Annotated in this window: 12 protein-coding genes; 9 read left to right on the forward strand and 3 right to left on the reverse strand. The window is 68.5% G+C overall.

Annotation, left to right across the window (positions count from 1 at the left end):
* The first annotated feature begins 59 nt into the window (after positions 1 to 59).
* Positions 60 to 1,652 (forward strand): phospholipase D family protein, encoded by a 1,593-nt coding sequence (locus QP609_RS15320; protein WP_014647978.1) that lies wholly within the window; start codon positions 60 to 62, stop codon positions 1,650 to 1,652.
* Between the two features lie 3 nt (positions 1,653 to 1,655).
* On the opposite strand, the gene QP609_RS15325 is transcribed toward QP609_RS15320, so the two are convergent.
* Entirely contained in the window at positions 1,656 to 2,732 is a 1,077-nt protein-coding gene (locus QP609_RS15325) for an HDOD domain-containing protein (protein ID WP_014647979.1), read from the reverse strand.
* A gap of 278 nt (positions 2,733 to 3,010) precedes the next feature.
* Here QP609_RS15325 and QP609_RS15330 point away from each other — a divergent pair, with 278 nt between their 5' ends.
* The gene (locus QP609_RS15330; RefSeq protein ID WP_008264553.1) at positions 3,011 to 4,108 is read left to right on the forward strand and encodes a Glu/Leu/Phe/Val dehydrogenase dimerization domain-containing protein; all 1,098 of its coding nucleotides are present in this window, start codon (positions 3,011 to 3,013) and stop codon (positions 4,106 to 4,108) included.
* Between the two features lie 47 nt (positions 4,109 to 4,155).
* Here the strand turns inward: QP609_RS15330 and QP609_RS15335 are convergent, their stop codons facing one another.
* On the reverse strand, positions 4,156 to 6,999 hold the full coding sequence (locus tag QP609_RS15335; RefSeq protein ID WP_197621579.1) for an autotransporter serine protease: 2,844 nt from the start codon (positions 6,997 to 6,999) through the stop codon (positions 4,156 to 4,158).
* A 182-nt stretch (positions 7,000 to 7,181) separates the two neighbouring features.
* Here QP609_RS15335 and QP609_RS15340 point away from each other — a divergent pair, with 182 nt between their 5' ends.
* From QP609_RS15340 to QP609_RS15350, 3 genes are all read left to right on the forward strand, one after another.
* Positions 7,182 to 8,357, forward strand: a complete 1,176-nt coding sequence (locus QP609_RS15340) for a thiolase family protein (protein WP_014647981.1) — start codon at positions 7,182 to 7,184, stop codon at positions 8,355 to 8,357.
* A 124-nt stretch (positions 8,358 to 8,481) separates the two neighbouring features.
* Positions 8,482 to 8,823 carry a hypothetical protein gene (locus QP609_RS15345; RefSeq protein ID WP_005418203.1) on the forward strand — a complete coding sequence of 114 codons (342 nt, stop codon included), beginning with the start codon at positions 8,482 to 8,484 and terminating at the stop codon, positions 8,821 to 8,823.
* A gap of 156 nt (positions 8,824 to 8,979) precedes the next feature.
* Positions 8,980 to 9,390, forward strand: coding sequence for a hypothetical protein (locus QP609_RS15350; protein WP_014647982.1), 411 nt, complete (start codon positions 8,980 to 8,982; stop codon positions 9,388 to 9,390).
* Between the two features lie 112 nt (positions 9,391 to 9,502).
* Here the strand turns inward: QP609_RS15350 and QP609_RS15355 are convergent, their stop codons facing one another.
* Positions 9,503 to 11,140, reverse strand: a complete 1,638-nt coding sequence (locus QP609_RS15355; protein ID WP_046431928.1) for an acyl-CoA dehydrogenase family protein — start codon at positions 11,138 to 11,140, stop codon at positions 9,503 to 9,505.
* A 113-nt stretch (positions 11,141 to 11,253) separates the two neighbouring features.
* Between QP609_RS15355 and QP609_RS15360 the strand changes: the two genes are divergently transcribed.
* From QP609_RS15360 to pdeM, 4 genes are read left to right on the forward strand one after another with little or no spacing between them, the layout of a single operon-like run.
* On the forward strand, positions 11,254 to 12,252 hold the full coding sequence (locus tag QP609_RS15360; RefSeq protein WP_046431930.1) for a ligase-associated DNA damage response exonuclease: 999 nt from the start codon (positions 11,254 to 11,256) through the stop codon (positions 12,250 to 12,252).
* A complete protein-coding gene (locus QP609_RS15365; protein ID WP_014647985.1) occupies positions 12,249 to 13,856 on the forward strand; it encodes an ATP-dependent DNA ligase in 1,608 nt (535 codons plus the stop codon). The genes QP609_RS15360 and QP609_RS15365 overlap by 4 nt, the downstream gene beginning before the upstream one ends.
* Positions 13,853 to 16,312 (forward strand): ligase-associated DNA damage response DEXH box helicase, encoded by a 2,460-nt coding sequence (locus tag QP609_RS15370; protein WP_164077926.1) that lies wholly within the window; start codon positions 13,853 to 13,855, stop codon positions 16,310 to 16,312. Before QP609_RS15365 ends, QP609_RS15370 begins: the two co-directional genes overlap by 4 nt.
* Positions 16,302 to 16,943 carry a ligase-associated DNA damage response endonuclease PdeM gene (pdeM, locus tag QP609_RS15375; RefSeq protein WP_014647987.1) on the forward strand — a complete coding sequence of 214 codons (642 nt, stop codon included), beginning with the start codon at positions 16,302 to 16,304 and terminating at the stop codon, positions 16,941 to 16,943. Before QP609_RS15370 ends, pdeM begins: the two co-directional genes overlap by 11 nt.
* The last annotated feature ends 1 nt before the right edge of the window (position 16,944 follow it).

A 16,944-nucleotide genomic window follows, 5' to 3' on the forward strand; every position in this document is an offset into this window, starting at 1 on the left:
TCCCGTGCCGAAGGCAGGGGCTCTGACCCCCTGTCGATCCTGCAGGCATTCCTTCACGCATGGCGTGGCTCTACCATCGGGGCATGAGCCTGCCCAAGCCGCTGTGGCGACGCCTGCTGCGTGTTGCTGCGATCATCCTCGCCGTGCTGGTGCTGCTGGTCCTGTCCGGGCTGCTGCTGGCCGACCATCTCACGCCGCAGGTGCATGGCGCGCCTTCGCACGTGCTGCCGCTGCAGCCGGCACAGACCCGCATCGACCAGCAGATCGTGCCGCTGCAGGCGGCCCATCCCGGCCAGTCGGGCGTGGCCTTCCTCAGCGATGGCATGGATGCCTTCGCCGCCCGCGCGATGATTACCACCCAGGCCGGCCGCAGCCTGGACCTGCAGTACTACATCTGGCACGACGACCTGATCGGCCACCTGATGGCCAAGGCGCTGTACGACGCCGCCGAGCGCGGCGTGCGCGTGCGCATCCTGCTCGATGACATGAATGCCAAGGACAAGGACGCGCTGATGATGGCGCTCGATGCCCATCCGAACATCGAGATCCGCCTGTACAACCCGTTCCGCAACCGGACCGGCATCCTGCGCATGGTGGAGATGGTGCAGCGCTTCTTCAGCGTGAACCACCGCATGCACAACAAGAGCTGGATCGCCGATGGCCGCGTCGCGATCGTCGGTGGCCGCAACATCGGCGAGGAGTACTTCAGCGCGCGCACCGACGTGAACTTCCAGGATCTGGACCTGCTGGTCGCCGGCCCCGCCGTGGAGCAGGCCAACCGGATCTTCGACGACTACTGGAACAGCGAAACCGCCATCCCGGTATCCGCGCTTGCCTTCCATACCGACGCACAACTGCGCCTGCTGGTGCGCGAATCGGACCACGAGGCGCAGCGGGACGTGGCCCGCCCCTACCTTGCGCGCGTGGCCGAATCACGCCAGCGGCAGCGCCCGAGCCCCGAGCCGTTGCACTGGAGCGGTGCCGTGCGCATCGTGTCGGACCCGCCGATGAAGCACCGCAGGGATGATCGCGCCACCTGGCTGGTGTCGACCCTGATCAGCGAGCTGCAGGCCGCCCGGCACAAGGCCCTGTTGATCTCGCCCTACTTCGTGCCCGGCAACGAGGGCCTCGATGGCTTTTCGGCAATGGCCGGGCGGGGCGTGCAGGTGGGCGTGGTCACCAACTCGCTGGCCGCCAACGACGTCGCCGCCGTGCACGGGGGCTACATGGGCTACCGCGTGCCACTGCTGGAAGCCGGCGTCCACCTGTACGAGCTGAAGGCACAGGGTCAGTCGGGCGATGCCGGCGTGTTCGGCAGCAGCGGCGCGAGCCTGCACACCAAGGCATTCCTGATCGATGACCGCCGCGGTTTCGTCGGCTCCTTCAACCTGGACCCGCGCTCGGCCTACCTGAACACTGAAATGGGTGTGCTGTTCGACGATCCGGTGCTGGGTACACAGCTGCGGGACGAATACCTGCGCCTGGCTGACCCCAGGCACAGCTGGTGGCTGGCACTGGACGACCGCCGCCGGTTGCGCTGGCTGGAGCGCGAACCGCCACCGCACTGGGTGGAGGCCGAGCCAGGGGCAACGGCGCGCAAGCGCTGGTTGTCGCGGGTGATCAGCTGGCTGCCGGTGGAATCGCAGCTGTAGCGCTCAGGACGCCGGAGCGGCCTCATCCTGTCCGGCCTCATCCAGCGTTTCCACGTTGCGCCCATGCAGGCGCCGCCAGATCCAGCGCAATGCATGCGGCGGTGCCGAAGGCAGCTGCTCCAGCAGGGCCAGCATGCGGCTCTGGCTGGCATGCCCATGGCGGCACAACAGGCTGGCCGCTGCGGCCGCGCTGGCCAGGCGCAGGCTGTCGGCCAACGGTCCTTCCGCATCCACCGCCAAGGCCTGGTGAACCGGCTCAGGCAACTCCCATGCGGCAGCGACCCGCTGCGCCAGCGGCAACGACCACTGCTGCAACAGCTGCAGGGCCAACGCCGGCTCCACGGGCTCGCCACGGGCCTGTGCCTCCTGCAGCAGCTGGCGCATCACCAGCGCCGCACCCAGCCCCTGCACCAGGCCCAGCCACTGCGCGGCGAAGGCATCGCCGAAGGTGACCGTGCGTGCGTGGTCGGCCGCTGCACGCGATGCCAGCAGTGCGTGCTCCCAGATGATCGCGCTGAACTGCGGGAACACCTCGCATTGCACCTGCATCACCGGCTGCACCAGTACCGCACTGATGATCTGGCGCACGCCCTCGGTGCCGACCAGGGTCACCGCCCGCTGCAGGCTCTCTACCGGGCGCTCGTGGACCTTGTAGGCCGGGCTGTTGGCGATGCGCAGCAGGTTGCCGGTCAGCACCGGGTCCTGGCCGATGATCGCGGCCATCACCCGGGCCGAGGCGGCATCGTCGTTGACGGTCTGGATCAGCTGCGGCAGCAGCTGCGGCCGGCGGGGCAGCTGCCTGGCCGCCCAGTCGCGGTCCTGCAGCGCGCGCGCCACCGCCTCGCCCAGGCCTGGGTCCTGCACCGGCGTTGGCTCGCCGGCCAGCCGTGGGTACAACGCAAGCGCATGCAGCCCGCGTTGCAGGTGAGCGGCGATCTCCGGCGACGGCAGCGCCTCGCCCTGCAGGCTTGCGGCTGCGGCGGCCACCGCCTGGCGGGATGCGGCAACCAGCCGCGCCGGTGCCGCCCCGGTCGAACGTGTCAGCCAGCCGCGCAGCGATCGCCACCATGCCGCTGTCATCGCCGCCCGCCCTGTCGTTGTGATGCCCTTGCCGTCACTGACCGCCCTGCCTCTTCACGCCCATCCGGCCACCCGCCGTCGTCGCAGCATCGGCCGCACTTTCATCTTCTTTAACCGGACGGCCGCCGACGTCGACGGCAACGGCCGGGCGAATGGACTAGAATGGCGCCGCGCGACCCGTCCCCCAGCCATGACGACGTCGCTTTTTTTGTTTTGGGACCCTACCGTTCACTGGCCGTTCGCTGCAGTTCGCCGCTGTTCGCGCCATCGGAGACGCCATGCTATTCGAAACCCTCGCCACCACCGGCCACGAACAAGTGGTGTTCTGCCACAACCACGATGCCGGCCTGAAGGCGATCATCGCCATTCACAACACCACCCTGGGCCCGGCCCTGGGCGGCGTGCGCATGCGCCCCTACGCCAGCACCGACGAGGCACTGGCCGACGTGCTGCGGCTGAGCCGGACGATGACCTACAAGAATGCGCTGGCCGGCCTCAACGTCGGTGGCGGCAAGGCGGTGATCATCGGCGACCCGAAGGTGGACAAGACCGAGGTGCTGTTCCGCGCCTTCGGCCGTTACGTCGACTCGCTGGGCGGCCGCTACATCACCGCCGAAGACGTCGGCACCGACGTCAACGACATGGAGAACATCTACCTGGAGAGCCAGTTCGTGACCGGCGTGCACCAGGTCCATGGCGGCTCCGGCGATCCGGCCCCGTTCACCGCCTACGGTGCGCTGCAGGCGCTGATGGCGGCGATGCGCTTCAAGTTCGGCCACGAGGAAGTGGGCAAGACCAGCATCGCGGTGCAGGGCCTGGGCCACATCGGCATGGAGCTGGTGAAACTGCTGCGCGACCGCGGTGCCAAGCTGTATGTCACCGACCTGGACAGCGCACTGGTTGATCGCGCGGTCAGCGATTTCGGCGCCGAAGCGGTCAAGCCCGACGAGATCCACGAAGTGAACGCCGACGTGTTCGCACCGTGCGCGCTGGAAGGCGCCATCAACGCCGACACCCTGCCGCGGATCAAGGCCAAGATCATCTGCGGTACCGCCAACAACCAGCTGTCGAGCCTGGAAATCGGCGATGAACTGCACGCGCGCGGCATCCTGTATGCGCCGGACTATGCGGTCAACGCTGGCGGCGTGATGAACGTGTCGCTGGAGATCGATGGCTACAACCGCGAACGCGCGATGCGCCTGATCCGCAGCATCTATCACAACCTCACCCGCATCTTCGAACTGTCGCAGCGCGAGAACATCGCGCCGCAGCGTGCGGCCGACCGCATCGCCGAAAGCCGCATCCTGTCGATCGGCAAGCTGAAGATGCCGCTGGGCCGCAGCACCCCGCGCCTGGGCAACCTGCGCGGCGGCTGAGCCTGCCGATGTCGCGCCGGAGCTGACGTCCCGGCGCGACCTCCCGCTCAGAACCCGGTGCTGTAGCGCAGCGCCGCCTGGCGCGCGCCCTCGCCACCGACGCGCTGGTCGAAGCCCAGGCTCAGGCGGCCATTGCGGCCCCACCACGACTCCAGCGCCACGCCGAACAGCGCACTGCCACGCGGTGCGTCCCATCCCGCCAGGGGTGCCCAGGCATCGACACCAACGAAGCTGGCCTGCCAGTCCGCATCGGCACCGTCGAGCCGTTGCTGCCACTCGGCGTGCCCGCGCAGCGTCCAGCGCCCCCAGCCGCGCTCGCCACGGATACCGGCCAGCATCTGGCTGCGCTGCACGCGGTTGGCGTCGCCACGCAGGCCGAAGCCGAAACCACCCAGCTCATTGAAGGCATCGGTATCCACGCGCGTGGTGCTGGCACCCAGATACGGTGTCAACGACGCGCCCGCGCGGCCAAAACGATAGCCGCCTTCGACGCTGGCACTGCTGAAGCGTCCGCCGTAACGTGCGGAAACACCATAGGCACCGGCGCCCAGCAGCAACTGGCGATCCAGCGCACGGGTGAACTGGCCGCTGCCGACCTGCGCCAGCGCATAGCCCCGGCCCAGGTTCCAACCGGCGTACAACTGTGCCTGCGCCTGGCGATCACGCCCACGATCGCCGCCGAAGCTGCTGCCACCATTGCTGCGGGTCTCGCCAAAGGCCACGCCCATCAGCCCATTGCTGCCCAGCGGCAGGTCCTGGCCGGCCATCCAGCCACGGCTGTCGGCGGCATTGCCGGCAAAACTGCCCTGCCCGGCCTCACCGAGCGCGCTCTGCCAGGCCCCGCGCAGGCGCGGCGCCGCCTGCACGCGATCGAAGCGCTCGGCGATCGCACGGCGCGACATGTCGATGCTGTCGAAGGTGGCCGACTCGGCCCGCGCATGCGCCTGCCCGGACAGGCTCTGCAGGCTGGCTGCCAGGCCCTCGCTGCCACCGCCGGTCCACTGCAGCGCACCGGCCGCCGTGCCGAAGGCCGAGCCCTGCAGCGCAGGACTGCCATCGAGTGCGCTGAACGCACCTTCCAGTCGTTGCGCCGCGGACTGCGCCGAGGCCGCGAGCCCGGTCGCCGCCGCCGTCACGCTCACCTGGGTCAGGTTCAACCAGGCAGTGTTGCTGTCATAGCCATAGCTGCTCTGCAGCAGCGACAGGCCCTGCAGGCCGCTGGAGGAGGCCGGGCTGCTGAAGGTGCCGCTCAGGCCACCGGCCGCATGGACCAGGTCCTGGCGGCTGCCGTTCTGCGGCACGTAGCCGGAGACGAAGCCATGCACACGCACGCCACCATTGATCGAGGCCGTGCCGGTCACCTGCAGCGCATTGGCACCGAGCGCGATCATCAACTGGCCACCCGCCTGCTGCGTGTAGTTGCCCTCGATGGTGCCGGTGGTGCTGCCGGTGGTCAGGAACACGCTGCTGCCGTTGACCACGTTGCCGATCACGCGCGGCGTGCCGCCATTGAACTGCAGGCCGGTCGAATCCGGGTCGGGCTGGCCGAGGATGGTCACGTTGGAACGGATGACACTGCCGTTCTGCAGCGACAGGATGCCGCGTTCGATGCGGGTGGCGCCGCTGTAGCTGTTGTTGCCTGCGAGCACCAGGGTGCCCCCGCCCTGCTTGACCAGGCCGCCGCTGCCGACGATGTCGTTGCTCCACAGCGAGCCGCTCGATGGCGCATCGACATTGGCCACTACATCACCCCAGTCGAAGCGGCCCGGGCCCTTGATCGCCCGCGAGATGTCGAGCAGGCCGTAGCCGAACACCGCATCCACGCCGGGCGCGCCGATGTCCTTGGCCGTGCCCAGCAGGGTCTGCCGCACCAGGTTGTTGTCGAAGTACGGGTAGCGCTGCCAGACCAGCGCGGCGGCGCCGGAGATCAACGGGGCGGCGAAGGACGTCCCGTAGTTCCAGTAGTAGGTGCTGCCATTGGCATCGGGATAGACCGCGCTGCCCGGCGCCGCCAGGCAATAGCGCGCCGCCTGCCCGCAGGCATTGGCGTAGCTGGCCAGCGTGCCCGGTGCATAGGGATCCACTGCGGTCGCCACCAGCCAACCGCGCTCCAGGTCGGCCGCCGGCAGCGAGCCGGCAACGCCCAGCTGGCTGGGCAGGGCGGCCAGGCTGCTCGGTTCGGTGCGCGCATCGTTGCCGGCCGCGAACACCACCAGGCCGCCATGGTTGATGACGAACGGGCGGTACTCGGCCGCCACCTGCGCGGTGGTCGGCAGGTCGGTCCAGTACAGGCCGCCCCACGAGTTGTTCATCACCTTCACGTTGTAGCTGATCAGGTCCTGGTGGACCTGCGCCACGCCCAGCGGACCGCTGAAGGAATTGCCCTTGCCGCTGCCGTCATCGACCGGCGGCTTGTCGGCGATGATCCGCGCCGAAACGATCTGCGCACCGGGGGCGATGCCGCCCGGCCAGGTTCCCACCGGCGCGCCGGCGGCCAGGCTGGCTACCGCCGTGCCGTGGCCCACCACGTCGTCCACCAGCAGGTTGTTGCGCGCCGGATCGATGTAGTTGAGGTTGCCCACCACCCGCCCGTTCAATGCCGCTGCGTTGCGCTGCACGCCCGAGTCGACGATGCCGATGCGCACGCCCTGCCCGGTCAGGCCGGCGGCCTGTGCGGCACGCGCATTGGTCACTGACAGGTGCGCGTCGAAGGCCGGTTCCTGCGGCTTGGCCGGAGGCGGTGCCGTCGGAGGGGGCGTCGTTGGGGGTGTGGGGGTGGTCGGAGGGGGATCGATGCGGACATTGCCGCCGCCTCCGCCGCCGCCACATGCCGTCATTGCCATCGCCAGCGCCGTTGCCAGCGCGGACCTAACCATCGTCGTGCGTTCCATCGATTCCTTCCCATGAACGTTGACCTGCCTACATCCCGGCAGGCGTGCGGTGCCGCCCAGCGGCGGCCCTCCCCGACCCTCTATACTTGGGCCGACCCCCACGCAGTCTGCCGGGAAACCGGGGCGCTTCCAACGTCCGCGGTCTCCTTTCCGAACATTGCTTACGCATCAACGAGATTGCCATGTCCAACATCGTCATCGCCGCCGCCAAGCGCACCGCCATCGGCTCCTTCCTCGGCCAGTTCAACGGCGTGCCGACCCCCACCCTCGGCGCGGCCGCCATCGCTGCCGCCCTGGAACAGTCGGGCGTACCGGCCAGCGACGTCTCCGAGGTCCTCATGGGCTGCGTGCTGCCGGCCAACCTCGGCCAGGCGCCCGCCCGCCAGGCGGCGATCGCCGCCGGCATTCCGCTGTCGACCGGCGCCACCACCCTCAACAAGGTGTGCGGCTCGGGCATGAAGACCATCATGCTCGGCCATGACCTGATCAAGGCCGGTTCGGCCAGCATCGTGGTCGCCGGTGGCATGGAATCGATGTCCAACGCCCCGCACCTGCTGCCGAACTCCCGTACCGGCAACCGCTTCGGCAACTTCCAGGCGGTCGACCACATGGCCCACGACGGCCTGGTCAACGCCTATGACGGCAAGGCCATGGGCGAATTCGCCGAATGCGCCGTGGACAAGTACCAGTTCAGCCGCGAGGAGCAGGACGCCTACGCGATCGAATCGGTCAAGCGCGCGCAGGCCGCACAGGCCAACGGTGCGTTCGCCGACGAGATCGTCGCGGTGAAGGTAGCCACCCGCAAGGGTGACGTCGAGGTCGCCACCGACGAGCAGCCGGGGCGCTCGGATATCGCCAAGATCCCGACCCTGCGTCCGGCCTTCAAGAAGGACGGCAGCGTCACCGCCGCCAGTTCCTCCAGCATCTCCGACGGCGCCGCCGCGGTGGTCCTGCTGACCGAGGAAGACGCGGCCGCCCGTGGCATCACTCCGCTGGCCCGCATCGTCGGCCACGCCACCCATTCGCAGGAACCGGAGTGGTTCACCACCGCCCCGATCGGCGCGATCCACACGCTGCTGGCCAAGACCGGCTGGTCGCTGGACCAGATCGACCTGTTCGAGATCAACGAGGCCTTTGCCGTGGTGGCAATGGCGCCGATGCGTGAGCTGGGCATCCCGCACGACAAGCTGAACGTGAATGGCGGTGCCTGCGCGCTGGGTCATCCCATCGGTGCCTCCGGTGCACGCCTGGTGGTGACCCTGGTCAACGCCCTGCGCACGCGCGGTGGCAAGCGCGGCATTGCCACCCTGTGCATCGGTGGCGGCGAAGCAACGGCAATCGCCATCGAATTGATTTAAAAAGATTTAACGATGATTTCGCAAAAATGAATGCGGGATCGCTTGACACCCAATCTTGGCTTGTCATCATGTTGTCGGCGCGCAGCATGCGCGTTGCCTAATTCTAACGACGAGGATTTACACAATGAGCATCAACAAGCTGCTGGTCGCGATGTCCCTGGCTCTGGCCCTGGCCGCCTGCTCGAAGCAGGAAGCTGCCCAGGACGCCGCTGCTTCGGCCAACGAAGCCGCCACCGAAGCCCAGGCTGCTGCCGACCAGGCCGCCGCTGCCGGCGCCCAGACCGCCGACGCTGCCCAGCAGGCTGCCAACACCGCCGCCACCGCTGCTGACGCTGCGACCGACGCTGCTGCCAACACCGCTGCTGCCGCGACCGACGCTGCTGCTGGCGAAGCCAAGGACGCTGCCAAGGCTGCCGAAGCTACCGCTGAGCAGGCCAAGGACGCTGCTGAAGAAGCCAAGAAGTAATAACTTCTTTCTTCACGCTGTTCCGGAAAAGCCGCTGGTTCGCCAGCGGCTTTTTCTTTGCGCCACTGCGACCTCGCGGCGCGGGCATCGCGACCCCGCCTTCACAACGGCATGAATAGGCTGGCGTCCCCATCCATTGCAGTACCGGAGACCGCCATGAAGATTCGCCCGATCACCACCACCCTGCTGGCCGCCTCCCTGCTGCTGGCCCTGGCCGCCTGCAAGGGCCCGGAAGCCGAACAGGCCAAGCAGGACGCGCAGCAGGCCGCTGACAGCGCCGGCGCGGCTGCCCGCGATGCCGTCGACAAGGCGGCAGAAGCTACCCGTGACGCCGCCGACAAGACCGCTGCAGCCTCCGAGCAGGCCGCCGCCGATACCCAGCAGGCGCTGGACAAGGCTGCAGACGCCACCGCCAACGCTGCCGACAAGGCCAAGGACGCCGCAACCGACGCCGCCGCACACGCCAGCGACGCGACTGCCAACGCCGCACAGAAGGTGGCCGACAAGGCCCGCGATGTCGCCAATGACGCGAAGGCGAACGCCGCCAAGGAAGAAGCCAAGCACTGAGGCGTACCGGCAGCCAGGCATGGGCCCGGCGCTACAGGAAAAGCCGCGGCACTGCCGCGGCTTTTCTGCTTTTCGCTTTGCGTTTTTTCCGTTGATTCCGTGGTGGGCGCTCCTACGGCAGCGCGCGCACCAGCATCGCCGACAGATCCACGCCCGTCGGCAGGGTCCCGAACACCAGCCCATGCTCCGCTTGCAGCCGGCTGCGCACGAACGCCTCTGCCATCGGACTTTGCGCACGCAACAGCAGCGCGGCCTGCAACAACAGCACTGTGCGCTCGCAGAACAGCCGCGCCTGCGACTCATCCGGTGGCGGTGCTGCTGCCCACCGCTGCAAAGCCGCTGCGTAGCGCGCATCACGATCGGCCACCGCCGCCAGTTCAGCGCGCAGCGCCGCCAGCGCCTCCGGTTCGCGCGCCAGCGCGCGCAGCACGTCCAGACACTGGATGTTGCCGCTTCCTTCCCAGATCGAATTCAACGGTGCCTGCCTGTACAGCCGCGGCAGCATCGATTCCTCCACATAGCCCGCGCCGCCCAGGCATTCCTGTGCTTCATTGACGAAGGCCGGCGCGCGCTTGCACAACCAGTACTTGCCCAGCGCCGTCCCCACACGCGCCAACGCGGCTTCGTTGGCATCCACGCCGGCCCGGTCCACCGCACGCGCGATGCGCATCGACAGCACTGTGGCCGCTTCCGACTCCAGTGCCAGGTCGGCCAGCACATTGGTCATCAACGGGTGCTCGACCAGCAGCTTGCCGAACGTGCGGCGATGACGTGCGTGATGCAGCGCCTGCGCCAGCGCCATGCGCATTTCCGCCGCCGCGCCCAGCATGCAGTCCAGGCGGGTCATCATCACCATGCCGATGATGGTGGCCACACCCCGCCCCTCCTCGCCCACGCGCCACGCCTGTGCCCCGCAGAACTCGACTTCGCTGGAGGCATTGGCCCAATCGCCAAGCTTGTCCTTCAAGCGCATCAACCGGAATGCGTTGCGGTCGCCGTCGGCCAGCCGGCGCGGCATCAGCAGGCAGGTCAGTCCTCCCGGCGCCTGCGCCAGCACCAGGAAGCCATCGCACATCGGTGCGGAAAAGAACCACTTGTGACCGACCAGGCGATAGCGCTCGCCATCGATCGGTTCAGCGCGCGTGCTGTTGGCACGCACATCCGAGCCTCCCTGCTTCTCGGTCATGCCCATGCCCAGCGTGATGCCGGCCTTGTCCGCCACCGGTACATCGCGCGGGTCATAGACCGGCGCTGCGGCCTTGCGCGCCCACTCGGCCAGGTGCGGCTGCGTGTGCAGCACTGCAACTGCCGCATGGGTCATCGTCAACGGGCAACTGGTGCCAGCCTCGGCCTGGTGGTGCAGGTAGCTCAACACCGCGCGCGCGACATGCCCGCCCGGTTGCGGCTCGTGCCAGGACAACCCGGCGACCCCGTGCGATTTCGCTGTGCCCATCAACTGGTGATAGGCCGGATGGAACTCCACCGTATCGATGCGATGGCCCTGCGCATCATGCGTGCGCAGGCGCGGCCGATCGCGGTTGGCATCGAAGCCGAGCCGGTACAGTTCGTCACCCGCCAGCGCACCATAGACCGCCAGCCGCGGCGCGAAGCCGCCAGCGCCTTCGCGCTGCACCGCCTCCATCAGCGCCACGTCATCGGTCCACAACTGGCGCCCCGCGAACGACGGCGGCTGGTTCAGCACCACATGGGTTTCGTAGGGCGCATTGCTGCTGAAGCTGGGTCCACTCATCCGGTCCGTCCTGGCGGCAAGAGATCTGCGGTTCGATTGTGCCGCATCGCCTGCCAAGCCCGTGTTCAGGCCGATTCTCACCCTGTGCACGAGCGGCCGGCCACAGTGACCGCATGGCAGTCAATGACGATCTGGTGGTCCTGCGCCCAGAAGGGCTGTACTGCGCCGCCGGTGATTTCCACATCGATCCCTGGCGACCGGTCCCGCGCGCGGTCATCACCCATGGCCACGGCGATCACGCACGCCCGGGCATGGGCGAGTACCACTGCAGCGACGGCAGCCTGCCGATCCTGCGCTGGCGCCTGGGCGATGTGCCGGTGCAGGCGCATGCCGAGGGCGTGCCGTTCCGCCTGGGCCGGGTGCAGGTATCGCTGCATCCCGCCGGCCATGTACTGGGGTCTTCGCAGGTGCGCATCGACGACGGGCAGCAGGTCTGGGTGGCGTCCGGCGACTACAAGCGCCAGCCTGATCCAACCTGTGCGCCGTTCGAAGTGGTGCCCTGCGATACCTTCATCACCGAGGCCACCTTTGCCCTGCCGATCTATCGTTGGCCGGACACGCCCACCGTCGCTGCGGAGATCGTGGCGTGGCGCCGCGAATGCGAACAGCGCGGCGAAGCTGCCATCCTGCTGTGCTATGCACTGGGCAAGGCGCAACGGGTACTGGCCGAACTGCTGCCGCTGGACGATCGCCCGGCCTGGCTGCACGGTGCCATCGCCAATGGTGTGGAGGTGTATCGGCAGGCCAACGTGCCAATGCTGGAGACGCTGGCGGTGGCCGAGCAGGGTCGCCAGCCGGATGCCGCCGGCCAGTTGATCCTCGCCCCGCCCTCGGCCGCCGGCACGCCGTGGATGCGCCGCTTCGGCCGCTACCAGCTGGGCTTCGCCTCGGGCTGGATGCAGCTGCGCGGCAACCGGCGTCGCCGCAACGTCGATCGTGGCTTCGTCATTTCCGATCACGCCGATTGGCCCGCACTGCTGCAGACCATCGAACAGACCGGCGCGCAGCGGGTGATCGCGACCCATGGCAATACCGATGCGTTGATTCCCTTCCTGCGCGAGCGCGGCGTAGCGGCTGAAGCCTTCCGTACCGATTTCGGGAGCGAGGAATGAAGGCCTTCGCGGCGCTCTACCAGCGCCTGGACCGCAGCACCGCCACGCTGGACAAGCGTGCGGCATTGATCGATTACTTCCGCCAGGCAGGCGCGCACGATGCGGCGTGGGCGTTGTACCTGCTCAGCGGTGGCAAGGTGGGCGGCGCACGCCGCAAGATCGCCGCCAGTGGCGAACTGCGCGCCTGGATTGCCGAAGAATCCGGCTTGCCGCCATGGCTGGTGGAAGACAGCTATGCGCAGGTCGGTGACCTGGCCGAAACGTTGACCCTGCTGCTGGATGATCCATCCCAGCCGGCCGCCGACCGTGCGTTGGCGGATTGGATCGAACAGCATCTGCTGGCGGTGGCCAACCAGCCCGAAGCGGTACGCCGTGCGGCGGTCGTCGCGGGCTGGCAGCAGCTGTGCAGCAGCGAACGCCTGGTGTTCAACAAGCTGCTGACCGGCGCCCTGCGCGTTGGCGTCTCGCAGCGGCTGGTGCAGCAGGCACTGGCGGAGTGGTCCGGGCTGGACATCGCGCGCATCGCCCAGCGCATGCTTGGCGAGTGGGTGCCCTCGCCCGCACTGCTGGGCCAGCTGCTGTCGCCGGATGAGCTGCCACTGGACCGGCAGCAACCCTACCCGTTCTTTCTCGCCTCACCACTGGAAGGCGATCCTGCCGAACGCCTCGGCTCCATCGAAGATTGGCTGCTGGAATGGAAGTGGGATGGCATCCGCCTGCAGCTGCTGCGCCGGCGCGGCGAGGTCGCATTGTGGTCACGCGGCGAAGAGCGGCTGGATGGTCGCTTCCCCGAAATCGAACAGGCGGCGATGGCGCTTCCCGATGGCTGCGTGCTGGACGGAGAGCTGCTGGCCTGGGACGAAGCCACGGACCTGCCGCGTGCATTCACCGCGCTGCAGACCCGCATCCAGCGCCGCAAGCCCGGTGCGGCTACCCTGCGCAACACGCCGGTGCGCGTGCTCGCCTATGACCTGCTGGAACACGATGGCGCGGACCTGCGTGAGTTGCCGTTGCGGGAACGGCGTGCACGGCTTGCCGACGTCGTCGGTGCCCTGGGTGATGCACGGATCCAGCTCTCACCCGACGTTGCCGCCGAAGACTGGCCGCAGGCGGCGGCGATGCGCGATGTGGCACGCGAACGTGGCGTGGAAGGGCTGATGCTGAAACGTCGTGCCTCACCCTACCAGGCCGGGCGACGCCGCGGTGACTGGTGGAAATGGAAGGTCGATCCGCTCACCATCGATGCAGTGCTCCTGTACGCGCAGGCTGGCCATGGGCGGCGCAGCACGTTGTACACCGACTACACCTTCGGCGTCTGGGACGGCGACACGCTGGTACCGGTGGCCAAGGCCTATTCGGGCCTGGATGACAAGGAGATCCTCGCGCTTGATCGCTGGATCCGCGCCAATACCCGCGAGCGCTTTGGCCCGGTGCGCAGCGTACGCCCCGAACACGTCTTCGAACTGGGCTTCGAGGCGGTCAACCGCAGCAGCCGGCACAAGTCCGGTATCGCCGTACGCTTTCCACGCATCCTGCGCTGGCGCCACGACAAGCCAGCCAGCGAGGCCGATCAGCTGGCTACCCTGCAGGCGCTGGCGCGATGAACCGCAGCCAGGCACTACGCCGGCTGGAAGACTGGTTCGCGTCGAAAGGCTGGCGCTCGTTGCCGTTCCAGCGCGCGATGTGGCGGCACTATCTCGCCGGCGGATCCGGGTTGCTGCACACGCCCACAGGCAGCGGCAAGACACTGGCGATGTTCGGGGGACCGCTGCTGCAGGCCATGATCGACCCACCGCCTTCGCCCCGCCGCGCCAGTGCGGTACGCCCGCTGCAGGTGCTGTGGGTGACGCCCTTGCGCGCGTTGGCCAGCGACACCGCGCGTGCGCTGCAGGCCGTGGTCGATGGGTTGCAGCTTGGATGGCGTGTCGGCCTGCGCAGCGGTGACGCCAGCAACCGCGAACGACGACAGGCACGCGAGGGCCGCATCGACGTACTGGTCACGACGCCGGAATCGCTGGCGCTGCTGTTGAGCTATCCGGATACGCTGCCGCGCATGCGCCAGCTGCGCTGCGTGGTGGTGGACGAATGGCACGAACTGCTGGGCAACAAGCGCGGCGTCCTGCTGCAGTTGAATCTGGCCGTGCTGCGCGATGCCGCGCCTGCATTGCAGCTGTGGGGGCTGTCGGCCACGCTGGGCAATCTGGATGAGGCGCGCGACGTGCTGCTGCCCGGACAGCCCGACGCGCCGATCGTGCAGGGCGTGCGCCCGCGTGCGACCACGGTGCGCAGCCTGCTGCCCGAACCCGGTGAACGCTTTCCCTGGGCCGGGCACCTGGGCCTGGCCCAACTGCCGCGGGTGCTGGACGCATTGATGCAGGCACGCAGCAGCCTGCTCTTCACCAACACCCGTGCACAGGCAGAACTGTGGCATCAGGCGCTGGCGTCGGTTTGGCCCGAGGAACACGACACGCTTGCGCTGCACCACGGTTCGCTGGATCCGGCGCTGCGCCAGCAGGTGGAGGACGGGCTGCGTGCAGGAACGCTGCGCTGCGTGGTCGCCACCTCCAGCCTCGACCTCGGCGTGGACTTTCCCGAGGTCGAACAGGTACTGCAGCTGGGCAGCCCGAAGGGCGTCGCCCGCCTGCGCCAGCGCGCCGGACGTGCGCGCCATCGTCCCGGTGCCAGTGGCGCGATCCTCTGCGTGCCGAGCCATGCGCTGGAACTGGCCGAGTACGCAGCCGTGCGTCGCGCACTGGCCGAAGGCGTGGTCGAAGCACGCAGGCCACCGATGCTGTCGCTGGACGTTCTGGCCCAGCATGCGGTCAGCCGTGCCCTGGCCGGTGGCTTCCACGGTGATGCGCTGCTGGCGCAGGTCCGGCGCACCCATGCGTTCGCATCCCTGGCCGAGGACCAGTGGCAGGCCGTGCTGACTTTCATCGTGCAGGGAGGCCAGGCCCTGGCCCAGTACCCTGACTTCCACAAGGTCGTGCAGGACGCCGATGGCCGCTACCGGATGCACGACCGGCGCCAGGCACTACGCCACCGGCTGTCGATCGGCACCATCAGCAGCGATGGCAGCGTGCGCGTGCAGTTCCTGCGCGGGGCCGGCCTCGGCGCCGTGGAGGAACAGTTCGCCAGCCGCCTGCGCCGCGGAGACCGCTTCCAGTTCGCCGGGCGCCTGCTGGAGCTGGTGCAGCTGCGCGACATGACCGCCTTCGTGCGGCTGGCACGAGGGCGCGGTGAAGGTGTCGTGCCCCGCTGGCAGGGAGGCCAGCTGCCGCTGTCGATGGCACTGGGCAGCGAACTGGAGTCGGTGCTGTCAGGCGCCGACGACAGTGCGGAAGCGCGCTGGCTGGCACCGCTGCTGGCACTTCAGCAGCAGGCGTCGGCGCTTCCCGGCCCGGACCACGTGCTGCTGGAAGACGTACGCCGCCGCGAAGGCCAGTTCCTCTTCGTCTATCCCTTCGCCGGACGCCACGTGCACGAGGCGCTGGCCGCCCTGTTGGCACTGCGCTGCACCCGCCAGCAACGCAACAGCATCGGCTATGCCGTGAATGATCACGGCCTGGTGCTGGCACCGGCGCAGGCGATCGACCTGGACGCGGCGCAATGGCATGCGTTGTTCACCACCGATCAGCTGCTGGACGATCTGCGTGCGGCGGTGAACCTGGGCGAGCTTGCGCGGCGCCAGTTCCGTGGCATCGCGCGCGTCGCAGGCCTGCTGGTACCCAGCCTGCCGGGGGGCATGCCGCGATCGCTGCGCCAACTGCAGGCCTCGGCGGGCCTGCTGTATGACGTGTTGCGCGAGCATGACCCCGAGCACCTGCTGCTGGCGCTCGCCGAACGCGAAGTGCTGCATGACAGCCTCGACCTGCCGGGGCTGCGCCAGGTGCTGGTCCGGATCGGCGCGCGACGCATGTCGATGCAGCGCCCTGCATCGCTGACGCCCCTGGGCTTTCCACTGTGGGCCGAACGCCTGCGCGGGCAGTTCAGCAACGAGGACTGGCGTACCCGCGTGCAACGCGCGGCCCAGCAGCTGGAACGTCGCCATGGCCGATGAAATACCGCTGCTGCTTGCCGGCGAACCGGTGACCCTGGCGGGCGCACGCGCACTCTACTGGCCGGCGCGGCAGGCGCTGCTGATCGCGGACCTGCACCTGGGCAAGGCCGATGTGTTCCGCCGCGCCGGCATCGCGCTGCCCAGCGGCGGAACCGGCGAAGACCTGCAACGCCTGCAGGGTCTGCTGGACAGGCATGCCTGCCGCGAACTGTGGATCCTGGGCGACATCCTGCATGGGCCGGCGCATCGCGCCGCCTGGTACCAGCAATGGCTCGGCTGGCGCGAACGCAACACCGCACTGGACGTGCATGTCCTGCGCGGAAATCATGACCGGCAGCTACCGCATGCCCAGCTGCAGGTGCAGATCCACGAGGAGGTGCGGCTGGCGCCGTTCCTGCTGCGCCATGAACCGTGCGCAGATCCGGCGTGGCACGTGCTCGCAGGCCACCTGCATCCGCAGGTCGCACTGCCCGCATTGCGCCGGCGCTTCCCGGCCTTCTGGCTGCGCGAGCGGATGACGGTCCTGCCGGCCTTTTCCGGGTTCACCGCCGGAATCGTGCCTGCTCCCGCCAGCGGCGAACAGATGATCGCCTGCGTGGAAAACGGCCTGGTGGAACTGCCAGTGGCTTGAA

Source organism: Stenotrophomonas sp. 8(2023), from assembly GCF_030345295.1.
Lineage (GTDB): Bacteria > Pseudomonadota > Gammaproteobacteria > Xanthomonadales > Xanthomonadaceae > Stenotrophomonas > Stenotrophomonas muris.